Origin of the sequence: Methylobacterium sp. 2A (assembly GCF_009806555.1) — a bacterium.
Taxonomy (GTDB): Bacteria; Pseudomonadota; Alphaproteobacteria; order Rhizobiales; family Beijerinckiaceae; genus Methylobacterium.
The window spans coordinates 35,430-53,981 of record NZ_VUOK01000054.1 but is presented as its reverse complement, the minus strand read 5'-3'; the positions used below and the strand labels follow the sequence as shown (position 1 = coordinate 53,981).

At 67.9% G+C, this 18,552-nt stretch carries 15 protein-coding genes and 2 pseudogenes; 9 read left to right on the top strand and 8 right to left on the bottom strand.

Annotated elements, in window-relative coordinates; all coding sequences use genetic code 11:
• Positions 1 to 10 precede the first annotated feature (10 nt).
• The 3 genes from guaD (at position 11) to FVE89_RS23760 (ending at position 1,965) form a co-directional block, all read left to right on the top strand.
• Positions 11 to 1,378 (top strand): guanine deaminase, encoded by a 1,368-nt coding sequence (guaD, locus tag FVE89_RS23770; RefSeq protein WP_160536740.1) that lies wholly within the window; start codon positions 11 to 13, stop codon positions 1,376 to 1,378.
• 96 nt (positions 1,379 to 1,474) lie between these two features.
• Complete coding sequence (locus FVE89_RS23765; RefSeq protein WP_160536739.1) at positions 1,475 to 1,720, top strand: hypothetical protein; 246 nt, start codon at positions 1,475 to 1,477, stop codon at positions 1,718 to 1,720.
• Between the two features lie 38 nt (positions 1,721 to 1,758).
• Complete coding sequence (locus FVE89_RS23760) at positions 1,759 to 1,965, top strand: hypothetical protein (RefSeq protein ID WP_160536738.1); 207 nt, start codon at positions 1,759 to 1,761, stop codon at positions 1,963 to 1,965.
• A gap of 535 nt (positions 1,966 to 2,500) precedes the next feature.
• On the opposite strand, the gene FVE89_RS23755 is transcribed toward FVE89_RS23760, so the two are convergent.
• The 4 genes from FVE89_RS23755 to FVE89_RS23740 all read right to left on the bottom strand — a co-directional run bounded on the left by FVE89_RS23755 (position 2,501) and on the right by FVE89_RS23740 (position 6,032).
• The gene (locus tag FVE89_RS23755) at positions 2,501 to 3,688 is read right to left on the bottom strand and encodes an NAD-dependent formate dehydrogenase (RefSeq protein ID WP_160536737.1); all 1,188 of its coding nucleotides are present in this window, start codon (positions 3,686 to 3,688) and stop codon (positions 2,501 to 2,503) included.
• A gap of 488 nt (positions 3,689 to 4,176) precedes the next feature.
• Positions 4,177 to 5,094 carry a LysR family transcriptional regulator gene (locus tag FVE89_RS23750; protein WP_160536736.1) on the bottom strand — a complete coding sequence of 306 codons (918 nt, stop codon included), beginning with the start codon at positions 5,092 to 5,094 and terminating at the stop codon, positions 4,177 to 4,179.
• Between the two features lie 28 nt (positions 5,095 to 5,122).
• Entirely contained in the window at positions 5,123 to 5,491 is a 369-nt protein-coding gene (locus tag FVE89_RS23745) for a hypothetical protein (protein WP_210254068.1), read from the bottom strand.
• A 196-nt stretch (positions 5,492 to 5,687) separates the two neighbouring features.
• Positions 5,688 to 6,032 carry a winged helix-turn-helix domain-containing protein gene (locus FVE89_RS23740; protein WP_160536734.1) on the bottom strand — a complete coding sequence of 115 codons (345 nt, stop codon included), beginning with the start codon at positions 6,030 to 6,032 and terminating at the stop codon, positions 5,688 to 5,690.
• 563 nt (positions 6,033 to 6,595) lie between these two features.
• Between FVE89_RS23740 and FVE89_RS23735 the strand changes: the two are divergent.
• Positions 6,596 to 6,934: pseudogene (locus FVE89_RS23735) on the top strand (hypothetical protein); the annotation flags it as partial.
• On the opposite strand, the gene FVE89_RS23730 reads toward FVE89_RS23735, so the two are convergent.
• Genes FVE89_RS23730 through FVE89_RS23720 form a run of 3 tightly spaced genes read right to left on the bottom strand, consistent with a single transcriptional unit; the run spans position 6,883 to position 11,811 of the window.
• Positions 6,883 to 8,064, bottom strand: coding sequence for an ABC transporter permease (locus FVE89_RS23730; RefSeq protein ID WP_160536733.1), 1,182 nt, complete (start codon positions 8,062 to 8,064; stop codon positions 6,883 to 6,885). The pseudogene FVE89_RS23735 and the gene FVE89_RS23730 overlap by 52 nt on opposite strands.
• A 1-nt stretch (position 8,065) precedes the next feature.
• Complete coding sequence (gene rbbA, locus FVE89_RS23725) at positions 8,066 to 10,795, bottom strand: ribosome-associated ATPase/putative transporter RbbA (RefSeq protein WP_160536732.1); 2,730 nt, start codon at positions 10,793 to 10,795, stop codon at positions 8,066 to 8,068.
• Positions 10,792 to 11,811 carry an HlyD family efflux transporter periplasmic adaptor subunit gene (locus FVE89_RS23720; protein WP_160536731.1) on the bottom strand — a complete coding sequence of 340 codons (1,020 nt, stop codon included), beginning with the start codon at positions 11,809 to 11,811 and terminating at the stop codon, positions 10,792 to 10,794. The genes rbbA and FVE89_RS23720 overlap by 4 nt, the downstream gene beginning before the upstream one ends.
• A gap of 455 nt (positions 11,812 to 12,266) precedes the next feature.
• Between FVE89_RS23720 and FVE89_RS23715 the strand changes: the two genes are divergently transcribed.
• From FVE89_RS23715 to fabI, 4 genes are read left to right on the top strand one after another with little or no spacing between them, the layout of a single operon-like run.
• Positions 12,267 to 14,099, top strand: a complete 1,833-nt coding sequence (locus FVE89_RS23715) for an alpha/beta fold hydrolase (RefSeq protein ID WP_160536730.1) — start codon at positions 12,267 to 12,269, stop codon at positions 14,097 to 14,099.
• Positions 14,100 to 14,104: 5 nt separating this feature from the next.
• Complete coding sequence (locus FVE89_RS23710) at positions 14,105 to 15,547, top strand: bifunctional enoyl-CoA hydratase/phosphate acetyltransferase (RefSeq protein ID WP_160536729.1); 1,443 nt, start codon at positions 14,105 to 14,107, stop codon at positions 15,545 to 15,547.
• Positions 15,544 to 16,749, top strand: coding sequence for an acetate/propionate family kinase (locus FVE89_RS23705; RefSeq protein ID WP_160536728.1), 1,206 nt, complete (start codon positions 15,544 to 15,546; stop codon positions 16,747 to 16,749). The genes FVE89_RS23710 and FVE89_RS23705 overlap by 4 nt, the downstream gene beginning before the upstream one ends.
• Positions 16,746 to 17,519 carry an enoyl-ACP reductase FabI gene (fabI, locus tag FVE89_RS23700; RefSeq protein WP_160536727.1) on the top strand — a complete coding sequence of 258 codons (774 nt, stop codon included), beginning with the start codon at positions 16,746 to 16,748 and terminating at the stop codon, positions 17,517 to 17,519. Before FVE89_RS23705 ends, fabI begins: the two co-directional genes overlap by 4 nt.
• On the opposite strand, the pseudogene FVE89_RS31355 reads toward fabI, so the two are convergent.
• A pseudogene (locus tag FVE89_RS31355) lies at positions 17,482 to 17,836 on the bottom strand (hypothetical protein); the annotation flags it as partial. The gene fabI and the pseudogene FVE89_RS31355 sit on opposite strands and share 38 nt — an antisense overlap.
• Here FVE89_RS31355 and FVE89_RS23695 point away from each other — a divergent pair.
• Positions 17,799 to 18,476: an aldehyde dehydrogenase family protein gene (locus FVE89_RS23695; RefSeq protein ID WP_160536726.1), complete on the top strand. Its 678-nt coding sequence runs from the start codon at positions 17,799 to 17,801 to the stop codon at positions 18,474 to 18,476. The pseudogene FVE89_RS31355 and the gene FVE89_RS23695 overlap by 38 nt on opposite strands.
• Positions 18,477 to 18,552: the final 76 nt, after the last annotated feature.

Sequence of the window (18,552 nt, the reverse complement as noted above, 5' to 3'; positions counted from 1 at the left end):
TGCACGCGGCATGTCTGTGAGGCCCGACCCCACGCCCAAGCCCGCGGGATCGGCGTGCCGCGCCCTGCGCGGCCGCGCGGCGAGCCTGTCCGGAAACCCGTTCCTGGCCGAGGGATGCCTGGACCATGTCGAGGACGCGCTCATCCTGATCGAGGACGGGCGGATCACGAGTTTCGGATCTTACAGCGACACGGTCGATCGGGTTCCGCCCGGCGTCCCGATCACGCATTACGAGAATGCCCTGATCCTGCCGGGGCTGATCGACACGCATGTCCACTATCCGCAGCTGCAGATGATCGCCTCGTACGGCGAGCAGCTGCTCACCTGGCTCAGCAAGTACACTTTCCCGGCCGAGCTGGAATTCGCGGATCAAGTCCACGCGGAGCGGGTTGCGAAACTGTTCTTCCGCGAGATCCTGGGGGCGGGGACGACCACTGCGGTGGTCTACTGCACGGTCCATCCCGGTTCCGTGGAGGCCTTCTTCGCGGAGTCCGAGCGTTTCAACACACGGATGATCGCCGGCAAGGTCCTGATGGACCGCAACGCGCCGGAGGCCCTCCTGGACACGGCGCAGCGCGGCTACGACGAGAGCAAGGCGCTCATCGCGCGGTGGCACGGTCGCGGGCGGCAGCTCTACGCGGTCACCCCGCGCTTCGCGCCGTCCTGCACGGCGGCGCAGCTCGACGCCGCCGGTGCGCTCCTGCGCGAGCATGACGGGCTCTTCCTCCAGACCCATCTGTGCGAGACCACCGACGAGATTGCCTGGGTCATGGACCTGTTCCCGGACCGGGCGAGCTACCTCGACGTCTATGCCCAATCCGGCCTCGTCGGTCCGCGCAGCGTCTTCGGCCACGCGATCCACGTGAGCGAGGACGATTTCTGCACCTGCCACGCCGCAGGCGCGGCGATCGCCCATTGCCCGACCTCCAACGGATTCCTGGGCAGCGGCCTGTTCCGGCTGTTCGATGCCCTCGATCCCCGGCGGCCGGTGCGCGTCGGCCTCGGGACGGATGTCGGCGCCGGCACGACCCTGTCGCTGCTCAAGACGCTGGGCGACGCCTACAAGGTCGCGGCCCTGCGCGGGACCAAGCTCGACGCGCTGCGCGCCTTCTGGCTCGCGACGCTCGGCGGCGCCGAAGCCCTGCGCCTCGACGACCGGATCGGGCGCATCGCCGACGGCTTCGAGGCTGATCTCTGCGTCCTCGACCTCGCGGCTACCCCGCTGCTCGGATTTCGGACCGGAAGCTGCCGGGACATCGAGGATCTCCTGTTCGTGCTGATGACGCTCGGCGATCATCGGACGGTTCGGGCGACTTGGGTGGCGGGCGAATGCGTCTACGACGCACGCCGTCCGAACGATCCGCTCCGCTACCCCTGACGAAGCGCCGAGGCCCGGCCTCCCGCGCGCAACGCGGCGCCGGGCAAGCGACACTGGCGCGACGATTGCTTGGCCATAACCAGCATGCGGAGGGGTATGATGCGTCGGCTGGGTCTTGGGTTTGCTCTATCCGTTGCGCTGTCGACGACGGGTCTTGCGCAGAGCTACACCGCACCCTCTCCGACGGACGTGCCGTCCACGGGTACCAAGGAACTGAACAAAGCCGACCGCAAGATGGCCTGCACGCAGCAGGCCGACCGGCGCAATATGCACGGTCTCTCGCGCCAGCAATTCCGGGCCGCCTGCCGCGGACGTCCAATTCCAAAGCGCGTCAAGTCCTGATCACGCGTGTGCGACGAGTCGGCGTCTCGGCTACCCGGGTGCCGTCCGCCCATCTTTCGGAAGGGGGACAGGCGATCTCATCGCAGGCCGCGCAGGTGGCGAACTGGCGCAACCGGATCGAAATCCTGCGTGCCAGGATTCGCAACAGATTACGCTCGGATCCGAATGCCGCGTCGCAGAGCGTTGTTTTTGGCGGGCGCGGGCGCGAGGCGCGCATGCAGGGCAGTATCGGTTGGTCAACCTGAGCGATGATCCCGCCGGCATGTCGTCGGTCCGGCGTGAGTCGGGCCGCGATGTCATTGCCGCAACACGACACCACAGCTGATGTCCGCTTTCGAGCGTGATCGGTGGAGTTGGAGCTGACCCGGTCTCGTGGAGCCCTGCAGGCTTTCGGCACGAGGTGCGCTCCATGCCTCAGACACGCCCACCCTGCGCTCCCGAGTTCCCCCGCCCAGTGGTTGAGTTGTCCGCGCTGGACGCGACCCAACCGACCTCACCCGCGCCTTCGATCCCTCCGCCCAAGCCCGCCGCTTCATCGCGGGCATCTCAAACCCCGTGCGCCTGCCCCCCGCGCTCGGCTATCGCTCACCGGCCCGCTACGACCAGGAGAGGCTCGCCGAACCCTGACCCGCAACCGTTCCACCGCTCCACCAGAGCGGGACAACTCCAACGCCGTCCCGGCGAAGTCTTCGCGCTTCTTCGTCGGTTCCCGATCCCCGCGTGACGGTGGGGCAGCCGGCCGCCACGGCGGGCCGGCTGCTTGGCTTGGGATGCTGACCGTCAGGCCTTGGCCAACTGCTCCTTGCCGGCGTCGTTCACGCTGTAGGAGCGGGCGCCGACGCCAGCGAGCTTGCCGCCCTGAACGATCAGGTACTCGTCGCGGATGGGACGGCCCTCGAAGTAGCATTCGAGGATCTCGCGCGTGCCGGCCGCGTAGCGCGCCTGGGCGGAAAGCGAGGTGCCGGAGATGTGCGGTGTCATGCCGTGATGCGGCATGGTCCGCCAGGGATGGTCCTTCGGCGCCGGTTGCGGGAACCAGACATCGCCGGCGTAGCCCGCGAGTTGACCGGACTCGAGGGCGCGCACGATCGAATCGGTGACCGTGAGCTTGGCGCGAGCGGTGTTGACCAGGTAGGCGCCGCGCTTGAACAGCTTCAGGGTCTCGTCGTTGATCATGTGCTCCGTCTCCGGATGGAGCGGGCAGTTCAAGGTCACGACGTCGCAGACACCGTACATCTCCTCGCGGCTGGCGTGCCACGTCAGGCCCAGTTCCCGCTCGACGCTCTCCGGCAGCCGATGGCGGTCGGTGTAATGCAGGTGCATGTCGAACGGCTTGAGGCGCTTGAGCACCGCGAGGCCGATGCGGCCCGCGGCGACCGTGCCGACATGCATGCCCTCGACGTCGTAGGAGCGGGCGACGCAGTCGGCGATGTTCCAGCCGCCCTTCAGGACCCACTGGTAGGAGGGGATGTAGTTGCGGACGAGTCCGAGGATCATCATCACCGCGTGCTCGGCGACGCTGATCGAGTTGCAGAAGGTCACTTCCGCGACCGTGATGTTGTGCGCGTTCGCGGCATCGAGGTCCGTGTGGTCCGACCCGATGCCGGCGGTGACAATGAGCTTGAGCTTCTTCGCCTTGGCGATGCGCTCCTTCGTCATGTAGGCCGGCCAGAACGGCTGAGAGATTACGATCTCGGCGTCGTGCAGATGCTGATCGAGGACGGAATCCTCCCCTTCTTTCGAAGAGGTGACGATCAGCTCGTGGCCAAGCCCTTCGAGGTAGGGGCGCAGACCGAGTTCACCTGAGACGCTGCCGAGCAAGTGCCCCGGCTGGAAGTCGATGGCCTTCGGGGTCGGCAGTGTCTGGCCATCGGAGTAGCGCTCGATCTTCGGCAGGTCGTCGCGGGCGTAGGATTTCGGCATTCCATCGATGGGATCGTCGTAGAGGACGAGAACGATCTTGGCCATGATGCTTCCCTCTGCTCGAAGAAAAATGAGGACGACCGGCGAAGCGGCTTGAGGCCGCTTCTTCGCAGATTCGATGAGACCGGACTTTTCCCCGCACGCACTTCGTGAGAACGATTCTTGTCTCGACTGCAGCGGTGCAGAGACATCTGCCCGTTCGACCCAAGTCGAAGCAAATTGATTTTCCGAATTGCATGATCGAAACAGTCGATCATGCATTCCAGGCCCGGTCGGCGCCGGATGTCCGCCAATCGGGCGCGCTGCCAGACGGAATTGCGTTTGCGCTCAAGGCCTGGCCAGGGCGCGAAGATCTTGTGGTCTCGCCAGCGGATCCGCCAGATACTGTCGCCCGAGGCCGGGGCTTGCCTGCCTTCGGATCTTGAAGGCCGCATACAGGCGGCCATCATCCGGCGCGCGTCACGGTCAGGATCCTGTCCCGCACAGCCGTGATGTCGCGCTCGATCGGTTCGCGTTCGGTCTGAAGACGTCCTTCACGACGGTTCGGAGAGGTCCGCCAGGGCCATGTCGCAATCCGCATCGAGGACGATCCGAAACAGGGCGGCGGCCATGGGTGGCAGCGGGTCGCGCTCGGACAGGACGAGGCCGACCGACTGGCGGTGTGCGGGCTCGACCAAGTTGCGCATGACGAGGTCGGCCGTCCCGCCGAACAGATGGCGGAAGGTGTGCGGGACGATGCTGGCGAAGCCGCCCTGGCGCAGATGCGCGCAGATCCCGAGGAATGAATTGCTGGTCACCGCCGGCATCAGCCGAAGGCCGAGGGACGCGGCGAGGCCGTCGAGGATGCGGCGGTTCTGCATGTCCTCGCTTAGGAGGCAGAGCGTGCATCCGGCGGCATCGGCCCAGGTCACGGTTTCGCGCTGGGCGAAGGGGTGGTCGGCGCGCATGGCCAGGACGTAACCCTCTCGGTAGAGTGGGACACGCCGCACGCGTTCCAGAGGTTCGTTCTCGAGATAGGTCAGCCCGGCCTCGATCTCGAAAGTGTCGAGCGCGCGCTGGATCTCGCGCGAGGAGAGCGACCGGATCTCGACACCGGCCTCCGGATGGAATTGCCGGAACCGGACCGTGAGGAGGCCGACCGCACCCATCGCCGCCGGCACGACGCCGAGGCGCAGCACGCCGCGCAATCCCCCCCGCAGGCCGGAAAGGTCCTCGCGCAGGCTGTCGTAGTCGATCAGGATCTGCCGGGCCCAGGCGAGCAGATGTTCGCCCTCGACCGTGAGGCCGAGATAACGTTGGCTGCGCACGACCAGCGGAACCTGAAGATCTTCCTCCAGCTTTCGGATCGCGGCCGACAGGGTCGGTTGTGTGATGTTACAGGCCTGGGCGGCACGGGCGAAATGCTTCTCGCGGGCGAGCGCCACGAAGAAGTGAAGATGCCGCGCGAGCATGGAACGCCGCCTCCTCTTCCGTGCCAAGTCAGTTCACGAACTCGGCCGTCCGCGCGCTGGCGGTGAGGAATGTGCGCCCCGACTCCGCCAGCCGATCGCGCGCGAGATCGAAAGCCAGCGCCGGCGCCCCGACGCCGAAGACCGGGACGGGCCCGTCGCGCTCGTCGCCGCCGAGGGTGATGAGATCGACGGGGAGGATTCGGGCCGACGCGAGGGCCGGCGCCTGGTCCGAGCCGCGGCGAGTCAGAGCCTGTGCGCCCAACGCGATCAGCAACCCGGCCACGGATTGTACGTCGTCGCGGCACAGGACGATCGCGTTCACCTCATGATCGTCCACGATGATCTGGAGGCGGATGCGGTTTCCGTCCGCGCTCGTATCGCCCAGCACCTGCGTCACGAGCGGCATGTGACTTCCCCTCGGCCGCCGATCTCCGCCGGCACCGGCCCATGTCGAGCGGCAGATCGTCGGCAGGCGACTGGGTGATCCGGACCGCACCGATCGTTATATCCGATGTGATACATCGATCAACCATGAGGCCGGCCGAAAGCCGGCGCACGGACGGGCGTAGGGCACCGCTCGGCCGGGGAGGCGTTCAGGCCCCGCTGTGCGCCGATAGGGCGATGCGCGCCAGAAACGGCGCCGCCGCCCGCTCGGCCGCCCGCTCGATCGCGCGGTAATGCGCGACGAGATCGGCCCCGAAGGCCGACAGCCGGGCGCCGCCACCGGCCTTGCCGCCGATCTGCGCCTCGACCACGGGCTGACCAAACCCTTTGTTCATCTCCTCGATCAGCAGCCAGGCCCGGCGATACGACATGCCGAGTGCACGCCCGGCAGCGCTGATCGAGCCGTGCTCCGCTATCATCTCGAGGAGTTGCACCTTGCCCGGGCCGACGCGGTTGTCGGGTGCCAAGTCGATCCGAATGCTGAGCCGGGCCATCACGTCCTTCCTCGATCGCACCGCGTGCCTACCAACCCCCGTGCGCCACCCACATGCGCAAACGCGGTTGCCCCTCGCGGAACCGGTATATCCGATTTTATACACCGCACAGAGGCGGCGGCCTCGCGGCTTCGCCCTCGCTCCGGTCGACGATGAAAACGGGAAGACACCGAGCCATGAACGTCCGAGCCGACATTCCGACCATCCCGCCCACCATGAGGACATTTTCCGCCCGCGGCCCCCTGCTGTTCCGGATCGGAGACCTGATCCTGGAGCATGCCGATGCGCTGGCCGCGCTCTGGAGGCCATCGACAACGGCGAGCCCAAGGTGGTCGCCAAGGCGGTCGTCAAGGCGGCAGACCTGCCCCTCTCGGCCGATATGTTCCACTCCATGTCCGGCTGGGCCACCAAGATCGCGGACCGTTGCGACCCTTGATCGCTCACCTGCGCGCGCCATTCGAACCGCTCGCGCAGCGCGGGGGAAAACGGGCTCGTTCTCTTCGTCGCGGCTCCATCCTCTCAGAAATTGGAGCCTCCGGGAAACCCGGAGCGGTTCACAGACGACGATCGAGCATCACCTGACCAAGCCGCGCTGCCCATGGACGAACGGCGACGTCGAGAGGATGAGCCGCACCATCAAGGGCGCCGTGGTCAAGCGCTGCCATGACGAGCTCCCGCTGCACCTGCAACTGTTCGCGGATGCCTCCAACGCCGGCCGCCGGCTCAAAACCCTGCGCGGCCTCACACCCGACGAGTTCATTTGCCGGACCTGGACGAAAGAGCCCGAACGCTTCAGGTTCAATCCGTCACACCCCACACCGGGACCGAACACGGATTTTTCCACCCCAGGTCAGTCCCCGAAGATCACGTTGCGGAAGCGGGCGAGCGCGACCGTGAAATAGACGCTGCCCAGCGCCGCGAGGGCGAGCAGTGGCGGCCATACGATGGTGAGATCGGCGCCGCGGTAGAGCACGCCTTGGGCGAAGGCGACGAAGTGCGGCGTGGGGCTGACAATCTGCACCACATACTGAAGCCAGACCGGCATGCTTTCCATGGGCGTGCTGCTGCCCGATAGCAGTTGCATCAGCAGCAGCACGGGGATCGCAAGCAGGCCGAACTGCCCCATGGAGCTTGCGATGGTGCCGAGCAGGATGCCGAGCGCCGCCACGGCCAGGGCGTAGAGGCCGGTTCCGACCAGGAAGAGGGCGAGAGAGCCGGCAATCGGAACTCCGAGCCACCATTCCACGACGAGCACCAGTGAGAGTCCCGCCGCGACCAGGATCACGAGCCCGTTGGCCGCCACCTTGGCGAGCATGATCTCGATAGGCAGAAGCGGCATTACGAGCAGATGCTCCACGGTGCCCTGTTCGCGTTCCCGGATCAGCGCCGCCCCGGTCAGAATGACCGTGAGGAGCGTGATGTTGTTGATGACCTGCGTCACGGAGGTGAACCAGCTCGACTCGAGGTTCGGGTTGAACTTGGCGCGCATCACCACTTGCATCGGAGCAGAGATCGGGAGGTCGCGGCCGGCTGCGAATTTGGCGACCTCCTGGGCTATGATGGATTGGATGTAGACCGCGCCGTTGCCGGCCTGGGTCATGGCGGTGGCATCCACTTCGAGCTGAACGGCGGCCGGCCGGCCGGACAGAAGGTCCATTTGCAGCTGCGGTGGGAAGTCGAGCACGAAGACGATTCGGCCGGAATTCATGGCCGCGTCGACTTCGGCGGGTGCGAGGGACACGACCTGTTTGAACAGCGGCGGCCTGAGGGCGCTCGCGATCTGCCGCGACAGATCGGACCGATCCTCATCCACCACGCCGACCGTCAGGTCTCTGGCTTCCATGGGTACGTTCGAGGACACCATGTAGATGGCGAGCGAGAAGGCATAGATGACCAGGAACAGCATGACCGGGTCGGCCCGGATGCTGCGCAATTCCTTGATGACGAGGCGAACCACGTTTCCGGCATGGGTGCTGAACCGTGAGCGGAACAGCGGGGTGACGGCCGAGGCAGCCCCAGCGATCTGGGTCATCCTATGCCTCCTGCTTGCGCAGGAGGATCTGCGACAGGATCAGGAACAGAAGCGCGAAGCCTGTCAGCACCAGCATGTTGGGCCCGAGTTCCAGGAACGACAGCCCCTTGGCGAGGGTGCCGGTCGTGACCGGCTGGTACCAGGCCGGCGGCAGCCCGAGCCCGATCAGCCGCGCTCCTCCCGAGAGCGATGAGACCGGAACCAGAAGCCCGGAGAAGTTCACAGCCGGGATCACCGACAGGAGCGCCGTCGCGAAGACGGCCGCGACCTGAGTGCGCGTGAACGTCGAAATGAGTTGGCCGAAGCCGGTTGTCGCCGCGGCATAGAGGAGCGTGCCGAGAACGAGGGCGAGGAGCGACCCCTTGACGGAGACATCGAATATGAACCGCGAGATCAGCGCCAGCAGTACAAAGCTGATCATGGCGATGCCGATGTAGGGCAGCTGTTTTCCGACGAGGAACTCCAACTTGGTGACGGGCGTGGACCGGAAGTTGGCGATCGATCCGGTTTCCTTCTCGCGCACGACCGCAACGGCGGACATGACGGCGGGGATCAGGACGAGCAACAGCATGATGATGCCGGGCACCATGGCATTGACGCTTTTGAACGCTTGATTGTAGCGGAATCGCGTCTCCACGTTCACGCTGGCGCCGGCCGATCGGGTCTCCCGTCCGTCGCGGGACAATTGGTCAAGGTATTGGGTCGCCAGCCCGGTGACGTAGCCTCTGGTCGTCTCGGCCCGGAACGGCATCGCGCCGTCGAGCCAGATGGCGACGTCCGGCACCCGGCGTGCTTGGAGATCGGCGCCGAAGCGGGGGGGGATCTCCACGGCGATCTGGACGCTGCCGCTGCGGAAGCGCTGGTCGAGCTCGCCCTGACTGTGGATGAGCGGCTGCGCGCTGAAATAGCGCGAGCTGGTGAAGGCGTCGATCAAGTGCCGGCTTTCCGGACTGTTGTCTTGATCGAAAGCCGCAAAACGCAGGTTCTCGACATCGAAGGAGATGCCGTAGCCGAAGGCCAGCATCAGCATGACGGGGCCGATGAGCGAGAAGGCGATGCGGATCGGGTCGCGCAACAGCTCCATCGTCTCACGCCGCGCATAAGCCCAGAGCCGACGCGGATCGAATCCGCGCCGGTGCGGCGCGATGCGGGCCGGAGGTGGGTTGGTCGTCGTCTCGGCGGGCGCCTGCCGGTCGATGCCGGCTGCCTCGGCCAAGTAGTCGATGAAGCAATCCTCGAGCGACGCGCTGCCGCGCGCCCGGACCAGCTCGGCCGGGGTACCGACGGCCAGGACCTTGCCGGCATGCATCAGCGAGATGCGGTCGCAGCGCTCCGCCTCGTTCATGAAGTGGGTGGACAGGAAGATGGTGACCCCTTCGTTGCGCGAGAGATCGATCAAGGTCCTCCAGAACGCGTCGCGGGCGATGGGGTCGACGCCCGAGGTGGGCTCGTCGAGGATCAGCATGGCCGGCCGGTGCAGCACCGCGACCGCCAATTGCAACCGCTGCTTGATCCCGAGCGGCAGGCTCTCGGGATGCGCATGACTCACCGGGCGGAGTTCGTAGCGGTCGAGGAGCTCCGCAATCCGGACCGGGATGTCCTGCGGCGGCAGATGGTAGAGCTGAGCATGCAGCTCGAGGTTCTGCAGGACCGTCAGCTCGTTGTAGAGCGAGAAGGCCTGCGACATGTAGCCGACGTTGCGGCGTGTCTCCATGTCGGTCCCGCCGACGGGGCGGCCGAACAGGCGCGCGGTTCCCGCCGAGGCGGGCAGGAGACCCGTGAGCATCTTCATGACCGTGGACTTGCCGCAGCCGTTCGAGCCGAGGAATCCGAAAATCTCGCCACGGCCGATCCGGAAGCTGACGTCGTCCACGGCCGTGAAGCTGCCGAAGCGCCGGGTGAGGTGCTCGGCCTCGATGGCCGGCGCCGTGCCGTGTTCGGGCGGCCGCGGGCGCAGCACGACGGGCTGGTGCTGGGATTGCTTCTCGGCCGGCAGAAGCGCGATGAAGGCGGCTTCGAGATCGGGCTTACCGGTCTTGGCGAGGAGTTCCGCGGGGGTGCCGGAGGCGATGACCGTGCCGCCGTCCATGGCGACCAGCCACTCGAAGCGCGAGGCCTCGTCCATATAGGCCGTCGCGACGAGGACGCCCATGCCGGGCCGCCGCGCCCGGATCGACCCGATCAGGTCCCAGAACTGCCCCCGCGAGAGCGGATCCACCCCCGTGGTCGGCTCGTCGAGGATCAGAAGGTCGGGATCGTGGATCAGCGCGCAGCAGAGGCTGAGCTTCTGCTTCATGCCGCCCGACAGTTTCCCGGCCGGGCGATCCTCGAAGGCGCCAAGTCCCGTCGCGCTGAGCAACGCGGTGATGCGCGCGCGCCGCTCGGCCGAACCTTGGCCGAACAGCCGGCCGTGGAAGTCGATGTTTTCGAGGACGCTGAGGGTCGGGTAGAGATTGCGGCCGAGACCCTGCGGCATATAGGCGATGCGCGCGCAGGCGGCGCCGCGGTGGCGCGCCTCCGCCATGTCGCCGTCGAGCGCCAGCACGCGGCCCTGCTGGATCCGGCGCACGCCGGCGACGAGCGCCAGCAGCGTCGACTTGCCGACGCCGTCGGGTCCGATGATTCCCACCATGCGGCCGGCAGGCAACGACAGCGACACGTCGTCGAGCGCGACCGTGTCGCCGTAGCGATGCGAGACGCGGTCGAGCCGGGCGGCGGCCTCCGCCGTCATGGCAGCCTCACGGCGAGGTCGTCCGGCCATGGCACGTCGGATCGGGTCCGGACGAAGCCCATGCCGCGGACGCCCGTCTTCACGCGGTCGTGGTAGGTCTTCAGAACTTTCGGGTCGATCTGAAGCTTGACGCGGAAGGTGAGCTTCTCGCGCTCGTCCGCGGTCTCCACCGTCTTGGGCGTGAACTGGGCATCGGCCGCCACGAAGCTGATGGTCGCCGGCACGACATAGTGCGGGACCGGATCGAGGATGAGGCGGGCTTCGTCGTTCAGCTTGAGCGGGCCGGCCTGGCCCGCCGGCAGGTAGATCGTCATGTAGACGTCGCTGAGATCCAGGAGCGTCAGGATGCGGGTGCCGGCACCCACCACCTCGCCCTCCTGCGCGAGCTTGTACTGCACGCGCCCATCGCGCGGCGCCCGCAGCACGAGATCCACCAGCATGGCTTCCAGCCGCTGAACTTCGGCCTCCGCGCTCTGCACGGAGGAATCGGCCTGTTCGCGCTGCGCCACGGCTGCATCGAGCCCCGCCCTGGCGGCGTCCGCCCTGGCCTGGCGCTGGTCGAAGATCTGTTTGGTCATGAAGCCCTTGCCGACCAGCTCCTTGCCGCGATCGAGGTCGGCGGCGGCGAAGATGAGGTCGCTGTTGCGCTGAGCGATCAGAGCGACGGCTTCCGCGCGGCTCTGCTTGGCATGCAGAACCTGGGCCTGGGCGCCCCGCAACTGTGCCTCCGTCTCGGGCGCCGAGATGACGGCGACGACCTGGCCCGCCCGCACCTCGTCGCCCTCGTTGACGAGCACCTTGGACAGCCGCCCTGCATACTTCGCCGCGACGTCGACCTGGGTCGCCTCGATGCGCCCGTTGGTCTTGGCGATGCCCTCCGGCATCGTGGCACCGCGCAGCCTGTCGATCAGCTGCATGAGGCGCGATTGTCCCAAGGCGGGCAACGGGGGCGATGATGTGCCGGCGGCGACGCCGGCGGCGAGCACGATCGCGCAGAGTGGGCTGGTCCGGCTCATGCCACCGCTCCTGGTGCGCGCCGCATCGGTGGGCGCGTCGTGTGCCTCGCGTTCATGGGCTCTTCTTCGATGGGAGATGACCCGGTTCCGCCCCCGGTGCCGGCTGCGTCGATCCTTGTCAGGCCGGCGCGGTTCGCTTCATTGATCAGGATCAATCCGGCCCGTGAAGGGAGGACGCCGTATCCGCCCGCCGCACGCGCGCGTCTCTGTGCGGGAGCCGGTCCGTGCGCAGGGCCGTGGCGGTCCCGGCGGCGTTGCCGGGACGACCATCCGCGGATGTCCGACAGCGCCGCCCGCCCACGTCGCGGCGATAGCCGCCCCGCGCCTGACAGCATACGGCGCGGAGGTCCGGCAGATCGGAGGGCTCCCGAACGGGCGGCCGTTTGATCTCCGTCAAGGCTTTGCCTCGGGCGGACGCCTATCGGATCGCCGTCAGCCACGAGGGATCGCACCAGATGGACGATGGCGGCCACCCTTCCCAGCGGGATACCGCGCCGATCGAGGTCGCAGGCCCGGATGTCCCAAGGCCGCTCGGACGAGCGTTCGATGCCGCCGCTATCGCTGCGGGCATCGTGCCACCCGGCCTCGCTTCATCATGCGCCGCGTTGGACCGCCCCTTCCATGCCGCGGAGGGTCGGCTGACCCAGGGTTGCTCGCCCAACGCGCTGTGGCTGGCCTCGGTGGATTGGGCCGTGCACATGGCCAATGCCCCCTTTCACCGGGTGGAACTCGCCTCCGACGCTGCCAGAACAGTGCTGCGATTCTGGACAGGCTTGTTCGGTGACGCGGCGGTGCAGCCCGGTCCGGGCGATCACCGCTTCGCCGACCCGCAGTGGAAAGCGGCGCCCTTCGCCGCCTTGGCGCAGGCCTTCCTGCTCGCGCAGGGCTGGGTGGAACGAGCCACGACCGGGCTGCAGGGGGTCAGCCCGGAGAGCGAGCGCATCGTGAACTTCGCCGCCCGCCAGTGGATGGACGTCTTCGCCCCGTCCAACCTGCCGTGGACGAACCCCGAGATCCTGACGGTCACGCAGGCGAAGCGCGGCAGCAACCTCGTGGACGGGGCCGGCAACTATCTGCGCGACCTCGCGAAGCTCTGTGGTTGGGCGGCTGAGGGCGGTGACCGCGGCCTCAAGGTCGGCCGCGACCTGGCGATCACCCCGGGCAAGGTCGTGTTCCGCAACGCGCTGATCGAACTGATCCAGTACGCGCCCCAGACGGAAACGGTTCATCCCGAGCCGGTGCTGATCGTGCCGGCCTGGATCATGAAATACTACATTCTCGACTTGTCCCCGCACAACTCTCTGGTCCGATATCTGGTCGAACGGGGCTATACGGTGTTCTGCATCTCCTGGCGCAACCCCGGCGCGGAGCTGCGCGACACGGCCTTCGATGCCTATCGGTCGAACGGCCTGATGGCGGCGCTCGACGCGGTCAGCGCGATCCGGCCCGGCGCGAAGGTTCACGCCTGCGGTTACTGCCTCGGCGGCACGCTGCTCTCTGTCGCCGCAGCAGCGATGAGCCGCGACGGTGATACCCGGCTGAAGGATGTGACTCTGTTCTGCGCCCAGACCGACTTCACGGAAGCCGGCGAGCTGCAGCTCTTCACCACCGAAGACCAAGTGTCCTTCCTGGAGGACGTCATGGGTTCCAAGGGCTACCTGGATGGCAGGCAGATGGCCGGCGCATTCGAGCTTCTGCGCTCGCGCGATCTGATCTGGTCGCGGGTCGTGAGGAGCTACTGGCTCGGCGAACAGGAGCACGCCAACGACCTGATGACCTGGAACGAGGATGCCACCCGCATGCCTGCGCGCATGCACGCGGAGTATCTTCGCAAGATGTTCCTGCGGAACGAGCTGGCCGAGGGCCGCCTGCTTGTGGCGGGTGCCCCGGTCTCCGTCGGAAACATTCGGCTCCCCTTCTTCGTCGTCGCGACCGAGACCGACCACGTCGCGCCCTGGCGCTCGGTCCACAAGATCAACCTCCTGAACGAGGGCGAGATCACCTTCGTGTTGACCACGGGCGGCCACAATGCCGGCATCGTCAGCGAGCCCGGCCACCCGCATCGGAGCTTCCATATTCAGCGGCGCCCCGCCGGTGGCCACTATGTCGGCCCCGAGCAATGGCTCGCCTCGGCCGAGCGGCGGGAGGGATCCTGGTGGCCCGCGTGGCTGGCGTGGCTCGACGCCCAGTCCGGTCCCCGAGACCAGCCGCCGCCCGCCATGGGTGCGCCGGAGCAGGGCTACGCGCCCCTTCAGGACGCCCCCGGCACCTATATCCTGGAGCGCTGAGCCTCATGACCTCCGCCGCCGATGATACTTACGTCGAGAACCATACCTTCGACGAATTGAAGGTCGGCGACAGCGCCGGCATCACCCGCACCGTCACCGCTGACGACGTGCAAGTGTTCGCCGCTGTTTCCGGCGATGTGAACCCCGCTCACCTGGATCCCGCCTTCGCCCAAAGCGACATCTTCCACCGGGTGATCGTGCACGGCATGTGGGGCGGCGCCCTGATCTCCGGCGTGCTCGGCGTCAAGCTGCCGGGGCCGGGCACGATCTACCTCGATCAGAGCCTCAAATTCAGCCACCCGGTGGACATCGGCGACACCATCACGGCCACGGTCACGGTCGCGGAGAAGAAGCCGCCCCACCAGATCGTGCTGCTCGACTGCCGCTGCACCAACCAGCGCGGCGAGGAGGTCATCAGCGGTCAGGCGGTGGTCAAGGCCCCGACCGAGAAGGTCCGCCGCCCGCGCATTGCCCTCCCGGAGGTGCGCCTGACCCGCCACGACCGTTTCCGCACCCTGCTGGCGCAGGCGCATGCCGGCGGAGCGCCGGCGGTGACGGCGGTCGTGCATCCCTGCGACGCCACGGCCATCCTCGCGGTGAGCGACGCCGCCGCGGCCGGCCTGATCGCACCCGTCCTGATCGGGCCGGAAGCGAAGATCCACGCGGCAGCCGAGGCAGCGGGCGTGGATATCGGCGCCTTCCGGCTGATCGCGACCCCCCACAGCCACGCGGCGGCGGCCCAGGGCGTGGCGCTGGCCCGCTCCGGCGAGGCCCAGCTCCTGATGAAGGGCTCGCTGCACACGGACGAGCTGATGTCGGCGGTGGTGGCGACGGAAGGCGGCCTGCGCACCGAGCGGCGCATCAGCCACGTCTACCTCATGGACGTGGCGAGCTATCCGCGTCCCCTGCTCATCACCGACGCGGCGATCAATATCGCGCCGGACCTGGAGGCCAAGCGCGACATCGTCCAGAACGCGGTGGAACTGGCGCACGCCATCGGCACCGCCACGCCGCGGGTCGCGATCCTGGCGGCGGTGGAGACCGTCAATTGCAAGATGCGCTCCACGCTGGAGGCCGCAGCTTTGTGCAAGATGGCCGACCGGGGCCAGATCACCGGCGCGATCCTGGACGGTCCCCTGGCCTTCGACAACGCCGTCAGCCCCGAAGCCGCCAAGGAGAAGGGCATCGTCTCGCCCGTGGCCGGCCAAGCCGACATTCTGCTCGTGCCCGACCTGGAGGCCGGCAACATGCTGGCCAAGCAACTGAGCTTCCTCGCGGGGGCCGATGCGGCTGGCGTGGTCCTGGGCGCGCGCGTGCCGATCATCCTGACCAGCCGGGCGGACTCGGCGCGCACCCGCATCGCCTCTTGCGCCCTCGCCGTGCTGGTGGCACGCGCCGGGGTCGCCGCCGCGCCGGGCGGCCTTCAGACCGATGCGGTCGCCGCATGAGCGACGCTGTCCTCAGCCTGAACGCCGGCTCATCCAGCCTCAAGTTCGCCCTGTTCGAGGTTGCGGCCGCCGGGGATCCCCAACCCACGGTCCGGGGTGAGATCGAGGGGATCGGCACCGCGCCGCACCTCGTCGCCCGCGACCATACCGGCCGCGTCCTGACCGAGCGGCGTTGGCCGGACGGCGCGAGCATGGCCCACGAGGCGTTCTTCGGCGCGTTGTTCGACTGGATCGAGCATCACCTGGGCGGTGACGAACTGATCGGAGTCGGGCACCGGATCGTGCATGGCGGCGCGCGGTTCGATGGCCCCGCGCTGGCCAGCGATGCGGTCATGACCGAGCTTGCCGCGTTGTCGCCCCTCGCGCCTCTCCACCAGCCGCACAACCTGGCGGCGGTGCGCGCCGCTCAAGCCGTCCGACCGCACCTGCCCCAAATCGTAGCCTTCGATACGGCCTTCCACCGCACCCAACCGGTGGTCGCCACCCGCTTCGCCCTGCCGCGCGCCCTCACGGACGCGGGCGTGCGGCGCTACGGTTTCCACGGCCTGTCCTATGAGTATGTCGCCCGCACCCTGGCGGGCCTCGATCCGGAGATGGCCCGGGGACGGATCGTCGCCGCACATCTCGGCAATGGCGCCAGCCTCTGCGCGCTGTCCGGCGGGGTGAGCCTGGACTCCACTATGGGCTTCACGGCTGTGGACGGCCTCGTGATGGGCACGCGCTGTGGTTCGCTCGATCCGGGTGTCCTCCTCTATCTGATCCAGAGCCACGGCTACTCGGGCGAGGCGATCGAGGATCTGATCTACCGCCGCTCGGGCATGCTCGGCGTCTCCGGCCTGTCCAGCGACATGCGGACCCTGCTCGCGAGCCACGATCCGCACGCCGCCGAGGCCGTCGAGCTGTTCGTCTATCAGATCGGCCGCCAGGCGGCCGCACTGGCGGGCTCGCTCGGTGGTCTGGACGGCCTGGTCTTCACGGCGGGGATCGGCGAGCACGCGGCGGCGATCCGGGCGGCGGCCTGCGCCCGGCTCTCCTGGCTCGGCGTGGAGATCGCCGCGGACGCCAACGCCGCGGGTGCGGCGGTGATCAGCGCCCCCGCGAGCCGGGTGAAGGTCCGCGTCCTTCCCACCGACGAGGAGCGGATGATCGCGATCCACACGCTCGAAATCCTCGACAACTCCGAATTGCGGCAGATCCGATGACGCCTCTGTTTGACCTCACCGGAAAACGCGGGCTGGTGGCCGGCATCGCCAACGCGCACAGCATCGCCGCCGGCTGTGCCCAGGCCTTCCACACCGGTGGCGCCCAGCTTGCGGCCACCTATCTCAACGACAAGGCCTTGCCCTATGTGCGGGCGGTCACCGATCCCCTCGGTGTGGATCTGCTCGCGCCCTGCGACGTGCGCACGCCCGGCGAACTCGAAGCCGTGTTCGCGCGCATCCGGGCGGAATGGGGCGGCCTCGACTTTCTGCTGCACGCCATCGCCTTCGCGCCGAAAGAGGACTTGCATGGGCGGGTGACGGATTGCACGGCGGCGGGCTTCGCCACCGCCATGGAGGTTTCCGTCCATTCGTTCATCCGCATGGCCAGATTGGCGGAGCCGCTGATGCCGAATGGCGGCTGCCTCCTGACTGTCACCTTCTACGGCTCCGAGCGCGTGGTCGAGCACTACAACCTCATGGGCCCGGTGAAGGCGGCCCTGGAGAGCGCCACCAAGTACCTCGCCGCGGAACTCGGGCCCAAGGGCATTCGCGTCCACGCTGTCTCGCCCGGTCCGATCCGAACGCGAGCGGCCTCGGGCATCGACCGCTTCGACGCGTTGATGGAGCGCGCTGCGGCCTCCGTCCCCGAGCATCACTTGGTGGACATCGCTGATGTCGGGGCGCTGGCCGCCTTCCTGGTCAGCGACGCTGCCCGCCGGATCACCGGCACGGTTATCCCTGTGGACAGCGGCCAACACCTGGGCGCCTGATGACCCACGGCCTCACGCCCTCGGCGGTGACGGGCGGGCCGGTGGCGCGGAGAGCGATGACCCGCTTCAGGGCGTAGGCCAGGCTGTGCGGGCTCATCCCGGTGGCCCCGTTTCTCAGGCGCCGCGTCTGGAAGTGCGTCGCGCCCATCCAGGCTTGATCGTCCCGAACACAGGCTCGACGGTTTGCCGCCGCACCCGCATCGCCGCGGGATCCACGTCGGGACGGCGTCGCGCCCTGTCCCGTGCTCCCAGCGCGTCACCCGTCGATCCGGGGCCGGCATGCCGCGCGCCTTGATCGCACACCTCCCGCAAGCCGTCTGCCGCCTCGCAACCGATCCCCGCCTGCGGCGCCTCAGCTTCACCGCGGGCTTGGCGGCCGGCAAGGAACCGACGGCGCTCTGCGCGGGCTTGATGAAGCGCATGGTGAAGGACCTCGCCGGTCATCGCCTCGTCATGGCCGACACGGATGCCGAGGCGATGGCCGCCAGCGCCGTCACTGCGCCATACCGGAATACCGGGCAGGTCTGCCTTTCGCCTGCCTGCTTCCTCGTCGAGGCGTCGGCCTATGACCGGTTCGCCAGGGTGTTTCAGGCGGCTGCCCGGACAATCGCCGTCGGCGAAGCCTTCGACGCCGGCACACAGAGGGGTCCGCTCCGGAATGGCCGCCGCGCCGCGATCGGCGCGCCCGTGGAGGAGGCCCGCGCCCACGGCACGGTCGTGGAAGGCTCTGCCCCATCCGGCCCGGGCTCCTGGCACGCATCTGCCGTCCTCACCGGGCTCGCCCCCGCTGCCCGCGGCGGGGACGCGGAGCCGTTCGGCCCCGTGGCGCTGATCGAGCCCGTCATGGATCTGGAGGCCGCCATCACCGAAGCGAACCGGCTGAGCTTTGGGCTGGCGGCCTACGCCTCGACCGGCAGCCCGCGTCGTCCGAGCCGTTATCCGACGATGGGTTTGTGAGAGGCGTTTCGGAACGCGGCTGCCCGCGAAAAAAGGCGCGTTCCGACTGGAAAGGCCTTGCTGAAGCGGCCGCAGC

What these genes read in the sequence shown, in the direction of transcription:
- FVE89_RS23715 (WP_160536730.1), top strand. Translation starts at nt 12,267, where the DNA reads ATGGACGATGGCGGCCACCCTTCCCAGCGGGATACCGCGCCGATCGAG.
- FVE89_RS23740 (WP_160536734.1), bottom strand. Translation starts at nt 6,032, where the DNA reads ATGGCCCGGCTCAGCATTCGGATCGACTTGGCACCCGACAACCGCGTC.
- FVE89_RS23695 (WP_160536726.1), top strand. Translation starts at nt 17,799, where the DNA reads ATGCCGCGCGCCTTGATCGCACACCTCCCGCAAGCCGTCTGCCGCCTC.
- FVE89_RS23755 (WP_160536737.1), bottom strand. Translation starts at nt 3,688, where the DNA reads ATGGCCAAGATCGTTCTCGTCCTCTACGACGATCCCATCGATGGAATG.
- FVE89_RS23750 (WP_160536736.1), bottom strand. Translation starts at nt 5,094, where the DNA reads ATGCTCGCGCGGCATCTTCACTTCTTCGTGGCGCTCGCCCGCGAGAAG.
- FVE89_RS23730 (WP_160536733.1), bottom strand. Translation starts at nt 8,064, where the DNA reads ATGACCCAGATCGCTGGGGCTGCCTCGGCCGTCACCCCGCTGTTCCGC.
- guaD (WP_160536740.1), top strand. Translation starts at nt 11, where the DNA reads ATGTCTGTGAGGCCCGACCCCACGCCCAAGCCCGCGGGATCGGCGTGC.
- FVE89_RS23710 (WP_160536729.1), top strand. Translation starts at nt 14,105, where the DNA reads ATGACCTCCGCCGCCGATGATACTTACGTCGAGAACCATACCTTCGAC.
- rbbA (WP_160536732.1), bottom strand. Translation starts at nt 10,795, where the DNA reads ATGACGGCGGAGGCCGCCGCCCGGCTCGACCGCGTCTCGCATCGCTAC.
- FVE89_RS23705 (WP_160536728.1), top strand. Translation starts at nt 15,544, where the DNA reads ATGAGCGACGCTGTCCTCAGCCTGAACGCCGGCTCATCCAGCCTCAAG.
- FVE89_RS23765 (WP_160536739.1), top strand. Translation starts at nt 1,475, where the DNA reads ATGATGCGTCGGCTGGGTCTTGGGTTTGCTCTATCCGTTGCGCTGTCG.
- FVE89_RS23720 (WP_160536731.1), bottom strand. Translation starts at nt 11,811, where the DNA reads ATGAGCCGGACCAGCCCACTCTGCGCGATCGTGCTCGCCGCCGGCGTC.
- fabI (WP_160536727.1), top strand. Translation starts at nt 16,746, where the DNA reads ATGACGCCTCTGTTTGACCTCACCGGAAAACGCGGGCTGGTGGCCGGC.